The sequence below is a fragment of the Cellulomonas fulva genome, assembly GCF_018531375.1.
GTDB classification, from domain to species: Bacteria; Actinomycetota; Actinomycetes; order Actinomycetales; family Cellulomonadaceae; genus Cellulomonas; species Cellulomonas fulva.
In genome coordinates this window covers 2019265-2031362 of sequence record NZ_JAHBOH010000001.1, presented here as the reverse complement: position 1 = coordinate 2031362, position 12098 = coordinate 2019265, and the positions used below count along the sequence as shown (strand labels likewise).

The 12098-nt window shown below is 72.4% G+C and carries 8 protein-coding genes; 4 read left to right on the top strand and 4 right to left on the bottom strand.

The features are described 5' to 3' along the window. The first annotated feature begins 127 nt into the window (after positions 1–127). From KIN34_RS09055 to KIN34_RS09045, 3 genes are all read left to right on the top strand, one after another. Positions 128–1426, top strand: a complete 1299-nt coding sequence (locus KIN34_RS09055) for an ABC transporter substrate-binding protein (RefSeq protein ID WP_214349495.1) — start codon at positions 128–130, stop codon at positions 1424–1426. Positions 1427–1516: 90 nt separating this feature from the next. Next, a complete protein-coding gene (locus KIN34_RS09050; RefSeq protein WP_214349492.1) occupies positions 1517–2422 on the top strand; it encodes a carbohydrate ABC transporter permease in 906 nt (301 codons plus the stop codon). Next, on the top strand, positions 2419–3309 hold the full coding sequence (locus KIN34_RS09045) for a carbohydrate ABC transporter permease (protein ID WP_214349489.1): 891 nt from the start codon (positions 2419–2421) through the stop codon (positions 3307–3309). Before KIN34_RS09050 ends, KIN34_RS09045 begins: the two co-directional genes overlap by 4 nt. An 87-nt stretch (positions 3310–3396) precedes the next feature. Here KIN34_RS09045 and pulA read toward each other — a convergent pair whose 3' ends face one another. Beyond that, on the bottom strand, positions 3397–9168 hold the full coding sequence (gene pulA, locus KIN34_RS09040) for a pullulanase-type alpha-1,6-glucosidase (protein WP_214349486.1): 5772 nt from the start codon (positions 9166–9168) through the stop codon (positions 3397–3399). A gap of 174 nt (positions 9169–9342) precedes the next feature. Here pulA and KIN34_RS09035 point away from each other — a divergent pair, with 174 nt between their 5' ends. Then, positions 9343–9942 (top strand): GNAT family N-acetyltransferase, encoded by a 600-nt coding sequence (locus KIN34_RS09035; protein ID WP_214349483.1) that lies wholly within the window; start codon positions 9343–9345, stop codon positions 9940–9942. A 15-nt stretch (positions 9943–9957) separates the two neighbouring features. Here the strand turns inward: KIN34_RS09035 and KIN34_RS09030 are convergent, their stop codons facing one another. The 3 genes from KIN34_RS09030 to KIN34_RS09020 all read right to left on the bottom strand — a co-directional run bounded on the left by KIN34_RS09030 (position 9958) and on the right by KIN34_RS09020 (position 12042). Continuing rightward, positions 9958–10224 (bottom strand): DUF167 domain-containing protein, encoded by a 267-nt coding sequence (locus tag KIN34_RS09030; RefSeq protein WP_214349480.1) that lies wholly within the window; start codon positions 10222–10224, stop codon positions 9958–9960. 15 nt (positions 10225–10239) lie between these two features. Continuing rightward, the gene (locus tag KIN34_RS09025) at positions 10240–11229 is read right to left on the bottom strand and encodes a malate dehydrogenase (RefSeq protein WP_214349477.1); all 990 of its coding nucleotides are present in this window, start codon (positions 11227–11229) and stop codon (positions 10240–10242) included. 135 nt (positions 11230–11364) lie between these two features. Then, positions 11365–12042: a GNAT family N-acetyltransferase gene (locus KIN34_RS09020; protein ID WP_214349474.1), complete on the bottom strand. Its 678-nt coding sequence runs from the start codon at positions 12040–12042 to the stop codon at positions 11365–11367. Positions 12043–12098: the final 56 nt, after the last annotated feature.

Here is a 12098-nt window from a genome sequence, read left to right as displayed (position 1 = left end):
CGGTCTGATGGGCCCGATCGACCGGGTGGCACCGACGCCCCCGGCACGCAGGGTTCGCGGTCCCGGAGGTCACCGGGAGCGGCGGCCCGGCGACATCCCACGGCAACGAAGGCGTAGGAGAGACCACATGCGCACTGGACGCAGGATCACCGCCGTCGCAGCAGGCATCGCCGCCGTCAGCCTCGCGCTGGCGGCGTGCTCGTCGGGCGGCGAGGGCGGGACGGACGACGAGACCGGCGGCACCGGGGGCGGCGACGCCAGCGAGGTCGAGGTCTTCACCTGGTGGGCCAGCGGGTCCGAGAAGCTCGGCCTCGACGCGCTCGTCGGGGTGTTCGAGGACCAGCACCCGGACACGAAGTTCGTGAACGGCGCGGTCGCCGGTGGCGCCGGCTCGGCCGCCAAGGACCTCCTGCAGTCCCGGCTGCAGGCCAACGACCCGCCGGACACGTTCCAGGCCCACGCGGGCGCCGAGCTGCAGGACTACATCGACGCCGGCCAGGTCGAGGACGTCTCGTCGCTCTACGACGAGTTCGGCCTGCGCGACGTGTTCCCCGAGGACCTCGTCGACCGCCTCACCGTCGACGGGAAGATCTACTCGATCCCGTCGAACATCCACCGCGCGAACGTGACCTGGGCGAACACCCAGGTGCTCACCGACGCGGGCCTGGACCCCGAGGCGACGTACGCGACGATGGACGACTGGTTCACGGCGCTGGACGCCGTCAAGGACTCGGGCAAGACGGCGCTGTCGGTCGCCACGACCTGGACCCAGGTGCAGCTGCTCGAGACCGTGCTCCTCGCCGACCTCGGCGCCGAGGGGTACTCCGGGCTCTGGGACGGCAGCACCGACTGGGCGTCGGCGGAGGTGACGTCGGCGCTCGAGGACTTCGAGAAGCTCATGACGTACACCAACACCGACCGGGACGGCCTGGACTGGCCGGACGCGACCCAGCAGATCATCGACGGCCAGGCCGGCTTCAACGTGATGGGCGACTGGGCCGTGGCCGCGTTCGACGAGGCGGGCAAGACCGCCGGCACCGACTACGTCTACTTCCCGGTCCCGGGCACGGACGGCGTGTTCGACTTCCTGGCCGACTCGTTCACCCTCCCCGTGGGGGCACCGCACCCCGGGGGCGCGAAGAACTGGCTCGACACGGTCGGCTCGCTCGACGGCCAGGTCGCGTTCAACAAGGCGAAGGGCTCCATCCCCGCCCGCACCGACGCCGACGCGTCGGAGTTCTCCGAGTACCAGCAGTCCGCGATCACGTCCTTCGGTGAGGACACGATCGTCTCCTCGCTGGCGCACGGCGCGGCCGTCCCGGTCGCGACGCTGAACTCGATCTCGGACGCCACGAGCAAGTTCACGACCGGCGCGTCCGACCTCGCGACGTTCCAGTCCGACCTGGCGGCCGCGGCCGGAGCCTGACGCCCGCCGACGGCCCCGGCCCGCGCACCCCGCGGGCCGGGGCCGTCCGTCCTGCCGCCGCTGCCACCGCCCAGCTCCCGAGGAGGCCCCGTGCCCCGCAACCTGCGTCGCTGGGGTCCGCCCCTGCTGCTCATCTCCCCGTCACTGATCCTGGTCGCCGTCTTCGTGTACGGCCTGCTGGGCGTCAACGCCAAGACCGCCATGACCGACGTCCACACGGCCGCCCAGACCACGGGCCGCGCACCCTCGTCGTTCGTCGGCCTGGAGAACTTCGGCGACCTGCTGACGTCGCCCGACTTCCAGCACTCCCTGCGCAACCTCGTCCTCTACACGGTCGTCTTCCTGGCCGGGACCATGCTGTTCGGCTTCCTGTGGGCCTGGCTGCTCGACCGCCCGGTGCGGTTCGAGGGGCTGTTCCGCTCGATCTACCTGTTCCCGATGGCCGTGTCCTTCGTCGCCTCCGGCGTCGTGTGGCGCTGGCTGCTCAACTCGAACCAGGGCGAGTCGGCCTCCGGCCTGAACCGGCTGTTCCAGATGGTCGGGCTCGACTTCCTGCAGAACAACTGGTGGAACAGCGTGAACTGGGGCATCGCCGCGATCGCGATCCCGGCGGTCTGGCAGCTGTCCGGGTACGTCATGGCGCTGTTCCTCGCCGGCTTCCGCGGCATCCCGCACGAGCTGCGCGAGGCCGCACGGATGGACGGCGCGAGCGAGTGGAAGCTCTACCGGCACGTGCTGTTCCCGCAGCTCAGCCCGGTCGCGCTCTCGGCCGTCATCATCGTCGGCCACATGTCGCTCAAGGCGTTCGACCTGATCATGTCGATCTCGAAGCCGGCGAACTACCAGACCAAGGTGCCCGCGATCGACATGTACGTCTTCAAGTCGTCGTTCGACTACGCGAGCTCGGCCGCCGTGGGCGTCATCCTGCTGGTCGTCGTGGCGGTGCTGATCGTGCCCTACCTGGTGCACCTCAACCGGACGGAGAAGCACCGATGACCGCGGCCGCCGCCGAGCTCACCACCCCGATCCCCGCCGCGGACCGCGCACCCGCGCGCTCGCGGGGCGGGTTCTCCGTGGGCCGGACGCTGAAGTACGCGGTGCTCCTGGCGTTCCTGCTCGTCGTGCTCATCCCCGTGTACGTGCTCGTGGTGACGAGCTTCAAGGGACCCGGCGACGCCTCGCCCGCGCGGGCGTGGAACCTGCCGACGACGTGGACGCTCGACAACTGGACCGCCGCGTGGACGGCGCTGTCGCCCGCGCTGTGGCGCACGGTGCAGATGGTCGTGCCCGCCGCGATCATCTCGTCGTTCCTCGGGTCGATGAACGGGTTCGTGCTCTCGCGCTGGCGGTTCCGCGGCGCCGACCTGGTGTTCACGCTGATCCTGTTCGGGATGTTCATCCCGTACCAGGCCGTGATGATCCCGCTGCTGCAGCTCATGCTCGGCATGGGTGTGCCGTCCGGCGTCCCGTCGCTGATCCTGCTGCACGTGATCTACGGGATCCCGATCACGACGCTGATCTTCCGCAACTACTACCAGACCATCCCGAACGAGCTCATCGAGGCCTCGCGGGTCGACGGCGCGGGCATGCTGCGGACGTACGCGTCGGTGGTGCTGCCGATCTCGGTGCCGAGCTTCGTCGTCGTGCTGATCTGGCAGTTCACGTCCGCCTGGAACGACTTCCTGTTCGCGGTGTTCTTCTCCTCGAGCCAGAACGGCCCGGTCACCCTCGCGCTGAACAACCTGGCGAACGGTGCGCTGCTCACCAACTACGGCCAGTCGATGGCCGGTGCGCTGCTCGCGTCCTTCCCGACGCTGCTGGTGTACGTCCTGCTCGGCAAGTACTTCATCGGGGGCCTCATGTCCGGCTCCGTCAAGGGCTGAGGCGGCGGGCCGGCCCGGGGAGCCGGCCGGCGAGCAGCAGGGCCCCGGGCCGCGCGACGCGACCCGGGGCCCTGCTGGCGTCCCGGTCTAGGACCAGGACGGTGCGGCCGTGCGGCGGGGCGCCTTCTCGACGAGCACCGCGACGGTGCGGGCCGGCACCGTGACCGCGCCCGTGGCCTTGGCCCACGTCGTCGTCCGCACCACCGCATCGCTGCCCGCCGCCTGGACCGGGTGCAGCACCAGCTGGTGCCGCGCGAGGCCGGGCACCGTCTGGGTGGTCGCCTCGTCGGACGCGTTGAGGACGACGAGCACGCGCTCGTACGCCGCGTCCACGTCGTACCCGGCCGCGGCCGGGTCGTCGATCTGCATGACGACGACGCCGGGCGTGGCGTCCGCCCCGCTGCCCGGGAAGGTGACGCGGTCCTCGATCAGGTCCGCGGTCCCCAGGTGGAACAGCCGCGACGACGAGCGCAGGCGCAGCAGGTCCAGCGCGCCGTCCTCCGCGGTGGCGATGTCCTGCGGCGTGGGCTTGAGCGACGGGTCGGCGAGCAGCGGCTGCATGAACGGCCACTTCGCCTCGTTGTCCGCCGCCGGCGGCAGCCCCCGGCCGAACCCGTTGTCCTGGCCGGACAGGTCGAGCGCGTTGAACCAGTCGCCCGAGTTGTAGCTGTTGCGGTCCAGCGACTTGCTGCGCAGCAGCTCGGCGCCCGCGTGCCAGAAGCTCGGCGTCTGGGCGAACGTCGTCGTGGCCAGCGACAGCGTGTTCATCCGCACGCGGTCCGCCATCGGGGTGTCCGTCGGCAGCTTGAGCGTCAGGGAGTCCCACAGCGTCTCGTTGTCGTGCGCGTCGACGTACGTGACCACCTCGGCGGGCTGCGACGCGTAGCCGGCGGGCGCGCCGTTGTAGTCGATCTCGTCGCCCCTCGACTCCTGCCCGTCGCTCGTCGTGAACGTGTAGTCCCGCAGGTTGCCGGCCAGCCCCAGGCGGACCAGGTCGGCCTGGTGCTGCACCCGGGCGAGCTGCTCGGCGGCGTCACCGTTGACCGCGGCGCCGTTCGGGTCGGTCGACGCCCCCGAGCCGAAGCCCTGGACCCGCGGGTCGTCGTCGAACGGGCCACCGCCGCGCACGGCGTCGCGCAGCCGGTCGGAGAACGTGCCGATGCCGGTGCCGTCGAGCTGGCCCTGCTTGGCCTGCCTGAACAGCGCGTTGCCCGCCACCTCGCCGAAGTCCCAGCCCTCGCCGTACAGGTAGACCTTCCTGCCGTCGACGCCGTCCTTCTTCACCGTGAGCCTGTCCAGCGCGCGGCGGATCTCGTTCATGTTGCGCACCGAGTGGTGGCCCATGAGGTCGAACCGGAACCCGTCGACCTTGTAGTCCTTGGCCCAGCGGACCACGGTGTCGACCATGACCTTCTGCGCGACCCGGTTCTCCGTGGCCACGTTCTGGCAGCAGGTCGAGGTCGTGACCTTCCCGGACGCGTCCAGCCGCTGGTAGTAGCCGGGCACCACGCGGTCGAGCACCGACCTCTCGTCCTGCCCGCTGGCCGCGGTGTGGTTGAACACCTGGTCCAGGACCACCTGCAGGCCGGCCTTGTGCAGCGCACCGACCATGGTGCGGAACTCGCTCACGCGCGCACCGCCGGTCGCCTTGGTCGCGTAGGACCCCTCGGGAACGCCCCAGTGCAGCGGGTCGTAGCCCCAGTTGTAGCCGTCGGCGTCGGCGACCGCCGTGACGCACGCCTGCTGCTCGTCGGAGTCCGGTGCGTACTGCTCGAGGTCGCAGTCGGGTGACTCCTGCTTGCTCCGGTCCTCCTCGATCGTGGCGAGGTCGAACGTCGGCAGCAGGTGCACCGTCGTCATACCGGCGTCCGCGAGCTCGCGCAGGTGGGTCATGCCCGTGCTCGTCGGGTACCCGAAGGCGAGGTACGTGCCGCGACGTGACGCCGGCACGGACGTGTCGCCGATCGAGAAGTCCCGCACGTGCAGCTCGTAGATCGTCTGCTCGACCGGGTCGACCACCGGCTGCGCCGTCCTCGACCAGCCGGCCGGCCGGTACGCCGGGTCCGCGAGGTCGACGACGACCGAGTGGGTCGAGTTCAGCGTGAGCGCGGTCGACATCGGGTCGGTGACCTCGTTGACGACCAGCCGGTCGACCGTCGGCGCGTACACCGTGACGCGCCACCGGTAGGGAGCTCCCCGCCAGGCGACCTCGCCGTTCGTCGTCCACCGGCCGTCGGACCACAGGGTCGCCGCCTTGACGACCGGGTCCTTCGACGTGTCACCGCCCGGCCACACCAGCAGGTCGACGTCCTGCGCCGTCGGCGCCCACAGCGAGAACTGCGGCCGGCCGGTCTTCGTGAACTTCAGCCCCATGGGCTTGTTCTTCACCTTGGCCGCGTACAGGTCGTCCAGGACGCCCGCGAGCTGCAGACCCGACGCGGCGACGAGCACGCCCTCGGCGTCCTCCTGCGTCACCAGCAGCTCGCCCGTCAGCAGCCACTTCACCGGCGTGCCCTCCGGGACGCGCAGCGCGACGTAGCCGCGCAGCGCCGGGAACCGGGTCAGCTGCGCCCCGGTCAGCCCGCCGGCGACGACGGGGAGCTCGACGCTCGTCGTCGCCCCGACCACCTCCCCGTCGCTCACCTCGAGCGACGCCGTGCGGGACTGGTGCAGGCGGTAGACGAAGTCGTCCGGGGCCGCGCCGTCCGGCACCCAGGACGCCGGGACGGCGACGGTCGAGGTGTCGACCAGGTGCCCGTACAGCTGGTTCAGGCCGGGGAGCGGCGGGTCCGTGACCTCGATCGTCAGGACGTGCGTCGCCAGGACGTACGTGAAGGTCACGGGCTTGCCGCCCGGCACGACGAACGCGTAGTTCGCCCCGCCCGGCACGCCGTCGACCCCGTAGTTCTCCGCCCAGCCGAGGCCGTGCGCGGCCTTGGCCTCGTACGCGCCCTCCGGCAGGTCCGCGACCGTGAGCGTGTAGGTGCCGTCGCCGTCCGGGTCCTGCAGCCAGGTCGCCAGGCAGTCCGGCGCCCAGTCGCCCGCGCAGCCGGCCTCGGACTGGTAGTTCCCGGGCGCGGTGACGATCGGCCCCTCGGCCGTCGAGGTGAACCAGTGCGTGACCGGGTCGTAGTAGAACGTGACCTTCGTCGACGCCGTCAGCGTGTACGTCAGGTTGGCACCGTCGCGCACCCCGCCCTTGCCGTAGTTCTCGGTCCAGCTGCCACCGACCGCGACCTTGTACTCGTAGTCGCCCGCGGGCAGCGTCCACGTGCCGGCGTAGACGCCGTCCGCGCGCTTGGTCAGCGCCGACGCCTCGCAGTCCGGCGCCCAGTTGCCCGTGCACCCCATGTCCACCTGGTGCGTGCCGGGAAGGGTGACGAGCAGGTCGCCGTCGCCCGGGTCCTCGTCGACCACGCCGTCCACCGCACGTCCCACGGCCGCGTACGACGAGGCCGCGGACCGGTGGCCGGCCGCGTCGACGCTCACCGCGCGCAGCTCGAGCAGCGAGCCGTCCGCGAGGTCGGCCGTGTCGAGGTAGACCCGCGGGCTCGTCGTCTCCGCCGTGCCCAGCGCGGTCCACGCGTCGTCGCCCACCAGCCGGTAGGCGAACGACGTCTGGCTCCACACGTCGTCGGCCACGTCGGCCGCGACCTCGACGGTGCCCGACAGGCCCGCGCCGGCGGCCGGTGCGGACACGGTCAGCTCGCCCGCCTCGGCCGGCGCGCCCACCTCACGGTCCGCGACGAGCACCACGGCGCCCAGCGCGGGCACCGTGAGCTCGACCGAGCCGTCGGGGGCGGCCGTGACGTCGCCGTCGGTGCCGTAGAGCGCGGCGAACGTCGCGCCCGGCGTGAGCGAGTCGACCGTGACCGTCGCGGCGGTGGTCCCGCTGTTCGCGGCGACCACGTGCTCGACGCGCTCGTCGGGGTCGATCCGGGAGAACGCGTAGACCGAGCCCGACGCGTACCGCTCGACCTGCGCGCCCGTGGCCAGCGCCGGGTGCGTCTCACGGAGCTCGGCGAGCTCCGCGATGTGCCGGTAGAGCACGCTGTCGGTGTCGTAGCGGTCCTGCGAGCCCAGCGTCGTGCCGTCGAGCAGCGGCTGGTCGGCGTAGGAGTCCACCTGCGTGGCGAACAGCGACTGGCGCGCGTCCTTGTCCCCGCCGGTGCCGGCGAAGCCCTGCTCGTCGCCGTAGTAGACCACCGGCTGACCGCGCGTCAGGTACATGAGGTCGTGCGCGAGCGCGGACCGCCGCTCCGCCTGCGACGTGCCCGCGAGGAAGTACCCGACGCGGCCCATGTCGTGGTTCCCGAGGAACGTGGGCAGCGCCTGCGCGTTGGACGTGGCCGTGGTGTAGCGGTCGTCGCCCGCGAACAGCGCCTTGAGGCCCGCCGCGGAGCCGCCCTTCGCGAAGTTCGTCGCCGCCGACTGGAAGGTGAAGTCGAGCACCGCGTTCATGTCGGTGTCGCGCACGTACGGCGCGAGCTTGACCGGGTCGGCGTCGTAGACCTCGCCGAACATGAAGAAGTCGTCGTTGCCGACGCTCTCCGCGTGCTGCGTGACGCCCGCCGTGAAGTCCTCCCAGAACTCGAAGTTCACGTGCTTGGCGGTGTCGATCCGGAAGCCGTCGACGCCCAGGTCGACCCAGCCGTTGTAGACGTCCACGAAGCCGTCGACGACCTCGGGGTCCTCGGTCATCAGGTCGTCGAGGCCCGAGAAGTCGCCGTACGTCGTCGACTCGCCGCTGTAGGTCGAGTTCCCGCGGTTGTGGTACTTGGTGACGTCGTTGAGCCAGGCCGGCACCTTGACGTCGGCGTCCGCCGGGTCGACGACGGGCGTGTACGGGAACGAGGTCGCGGGGTCGAGCTCCGGGAAGTCGTCGGTGCCCGCGTAGTCGGCCGGGTCGAACTCCTCGCCGGCCGCGTCCGTGTACGGCGCGGTGGCCTGGTCGACGTAGTCGTACTCGCCCTCGGCGTAGTCGATCACGTCGGCCGTGTGGTTGGTGATGATGTCGAAGTACACGTCGATGCCGCGCGTGTGCGCGTCGTCGATCAGCTCCTCGAGCTCCGCGTTGGTGCCCAGGTGCGGGTCGATCTGCGTGAAGTCCGTGACCCAGTACCCGTGGTAGCCGGCCGACGCGCCCGCGCCCGTGCCCTGCACCGGACGGTTCTGGAACGAGGGCGTGAGCCAGATCGCGGTCGTGCCCAGGCCCTCGATGTAGTCGAGCTGCTCACGCAGGCCGGCCAGGTCGCCGCCCTCGTAGAAGCCCTTGTCGGTCGGGTCGAAGCCGGTCGCGAGGCGGTCCCCCGTGAGGCCGCCCGTGTCGTTCGACTCGTCGCCGTTGGCGAACCGGTCGGTCATGACGAAGTAGAAGCTCTGCCCGGCGGCGGGGTCGCGCACGGGCTCCGCGACGACCTCGTCGTCGGACTCGTCCGCGTCGCCCGCCAGGGCCAGCGGCGCGAGCGACGTGCGGTGCGTGGCGTCGTCGTAGGTCACGCGGATCGGGGTGTCGCCACCGACGACGAGCGGGCTGTTGTCCGCGGTCCCGTCGATGCCGTAGGACGTGGTCCACGCGTCGTCGAGCGCGACCTTGATCTGCCAGGTCCCCTCGGGGAACGTGAGGTCGGCCGTGAACGTGCCGTCGCCGACCGGGGCGAGCTCGGTCGCTGCGCACTCGGGCTGCCAGTCGTCGCTGCAGCCGAGCTCGGCCTGCACGTCACCCACCAGGGCGACGGACGTGGCGGCCGCCGCGGCGGGGGCGCCGGGCAGGAGGACGGCGACGGCACCGGTGGCGCCGACGGCGAGCGTGGTGAGGAACGCGGTGAGACGGCGGGCGCGGGTGTCGCTGACCGGCATGGGGGACTCCTTCGTCGCCCCCGTGACCCCTGTGTCACGGGCGGCTGGGCAGACCGTATCGGCTTGCAGCAAGTTGCAGCAAGGATCGGGGATGTTGCAGTTCGGTTGCGAGATCGGCGGAGGTCGATCCCGGGCGAACCGGTGGATGTCGGTCCCTCGTCCTACGGTCGGGGCATGCCTCGCCCGCCGCTCCCGCCGCTGCGCCCCGCCGACGTCGTCGTCCGCTCCGCGGTCGGGCGCTTCGACGACTTCGCGGAGGTCGTCGGGGTGAAGAAGCCCGGCGGGCGCGGGTGCTGGTGCATGGCGTACCGGGACAGCCGCGTCGCGAACGAGGACCGCCCGGCGTACATGCGCGACGCGTGCGGGACGGAGCCCGGCCCGGGCGTCCTCGCCTACGTGGACGACGAGGCGGTGGGCTGGTGCTCGGTCGCCCCTCGCTCGTCCTACCGCCGGTTGCTCGCCTCCCGGACCATCCCGCGGGTCGACGAGCGGGACGCGTGGAGCATCGTGTGCTTCGTGGTCCGCGCCGGCCACCGCGGGCGAGGTCTCATGCACCACCTGCTCGCCGGGGCCGTGGCGCACGCCGCCGCGCACGGGGCGCCGGTGGTGGAGGGCTACCCCGTGGCCGTGCCGCCGGGCGAGCGGGTGGACCTCATCTCCGGGTACGTCGGCACCACGCGGCTGTTCGAGGACGCCGGCTTCACGGTCGTCTCCGAGACCACGGGCCACAGCGGGGGCCGCGACCGCTGGGTCGTGCGACGCGAGCTGGGCTGACCCTCGCGGGCGGCGTCAGCCGACGAGCAGGCGCGCGACCACCGTCGCGAGCTGCCGGTCGTCGCCGTCGACCTCGACCACCTTGTCGCGGCTCGTCGCGCCCGTGACGAGCCGCACGTGCCTCCGTCGGACGCCCAGCGCCTCCGCGAGGGCGGTCAGCGCCGCCTCGGTCGCGGCGCCGTCGACCGCGCGCGCACCTACGGCGACGACGAGGGCTCCCGCGTGCTCACTGCCGACGCGCGTGCGCGACGCCCCGGGCCGTACCCGGACCGCGAGGCGCACCAGCCGGCTCCGGGCTCAGACGAGCCCGAGGGCCCGCACGGCCTCCCGCTCCTCGACCAGCTCGGCGACCGAGGCGTCGATCCGCGCACGCGACGCCTCGTCGACCTCGAGGCCGGGGACGATCGCCCAGGCGCCACCCGTCGAGGTCACGGGGAACGACGAGACCAGGCCCTCCGGCACGCCGTACGAGCCGTCGGAGACGACGCCCGCGGAGGTCCAGTCGTCGGCGCGCGTGCCGGTGACCCACGTGTGCACGTGGTCGATCGCGGCGTTCGCGGCCGACGCGGCCGAGGACGCGCCGCGCGCCTCGATGATCGCCGCGCCGCGCTTGGCGACGGTCGGGATGAAGGTGCGCTCGACCCACTCGGGGTCCACGAGCTCCGTCGCCGCCGTGCCGCGCACGGTGGCGTGCGTGAGGTCCGGGTACTGCGTGGCCGAGTGGTTGCCCCAGATCGTCAGGTGACGGATGTCGTCGACGTGGCTGCCGGTGCGCGCCGCGAGCTGGGCCAGCGCGCGGTTGTGGTCGAGGCGCGTCATCGCCGTGAACCGGTCCTTCGGCACGTCGGGCGCGTGCGCCGCCGCGATGTAGGCGTTGGTGTTGGCCGGGTTGCCGACGACGAGCACCTTGATGTCGTCCGCGGCGCCGGCGTTGATCGCCTCGCCCTGCGGCTTGAAGATGCCGCCGTTGGCGGAGAGGAGGTCCCCGCGCTCCATGCCGGCGGTCCGGGGCCGCGCGCCGACCAGCAGCGCGACGTTCGTGCCGTCGAAGGCCGCGCGCGCGTCGTCGAGCACGTCGATGCCCGCGAGCAGCGGGAAGGCGCAGTCGTCGAGCTCCATCGCGGTGCCCTCGGCGGCCTGGACGGCCTGCGGGACCTCCAGGAGGCGCAGCCGCACCGGGGTGTCCGGGCCGAGCATGGCGCCCGACGCGATGCGGAACAGCAGCGCGTAGCCGATCTGCCCGGCAGCGCCGGTGACGGTGACGACGACAGGCGTGGGGTCGGGCACGTGCTGCTCCTTCGCTCGGCATCCGGCACGGGCGCTGCGAGCTCGCGCCCTCCCGCGAACCTACCCTGCGACCGCCGCGCGACGCAGGCGCAGCGCGGCGCTGCTCGGGCCCGCTCCGCTTCGTCGGTCGCGCGCTCAGACGGCCAGGGGCTCGCGCTGCGGACCACGGGCCGCGACCCGCGCCCGCCGCATCGGGTAGATGTGCGGGCCGCTGGCCGCGAGCGCGATCGGCTCACGCACGGACTCGTAGCCGAGCGCCGTGTAGTACGCCACGTTCTCGGGCTTCGTCGTCTCGAGGTAGCCGAGGCCGCCCTCGGTGTCGATCAGCGCGAACACCTGGGCCATGAGCCGCTTGCCGCGGCCCTGGAGCTGACGGTCCGGGTGGACGCCGAGAGCCTCGACGTACCAGGCGTCGCGCGGCACGCCCTCGGCCGTGAGGTCACCGAACCGGATGAGACCCAGCGCGTGCGTGCGGGTCCGCAGCGCGAGCGCCGCGATCCGGCCCGCGAGCCGCCACCAGCGCGCCGTGGACATCGGGTACGCGCCCGGGGCGTAGAGCGCCACGGCCCCCGTGATCCGGCCGTCGAGGACCGTGACGAAGACGTGCCCGTGGCGCAGCGTGTCCGTCAGCGTCATCCGGTACAGGCCGCGCAGCTCGTGCTCGCGCCGCCGCGGGTCCGGGAACAGGTGCCGGAAGCCGGGGTCCTCCGCGAGCGCGGCGGCGAGCACGTCGGCGGCCGCGCCGAGCTGCTCGGGTCGCAGCCGCTCGACGCGGTCGGGCACCTGCGGTGCGTCCACGGGTCCGGCCGGCATGAGCAGATCTTCTGCCGGACAGGCGTCCAGCCGCAAACGCGGCGCGCCGGGCGCTC

Coding starts and splice junctions, on each gene's coding strand:
- KIN34_RS09055 (WP_214349495.1), top strand. CDS start 128: ATGCGCACTGGACGCAGGATCACCGCCGTCGCAGCAGGCATCGCCGCC.
- KIN34_RS09045 (WP_214349489.1), top strand. CDS start 2,419: ATGACCGCGGCCGCCGCCGAGCTCACCACCCCGATCCCCGCCGCGGAC.
- pulA (WP_214349486.1), bottom strand. CDS start 9,168: ATGCCGGTCAGCGACACCCGCGCCCGCCGTCTCACCGCGTTCCTCACC.
- KIN34_RS09035 (WP_214349483.1), top strand. CDS start 9,343: ATGCCTCGCCCGCCGCTCCCGCCGCTGCGCCCCGCCGACGTCGTCGTC.
- KIN34_RS09020 (WP_214349474.1), bottom strand. CDS start 12,042: ATGCCGGCCGGACCCGTGGACGCACCGCAGGTGCCCGACCGCGTCGAG.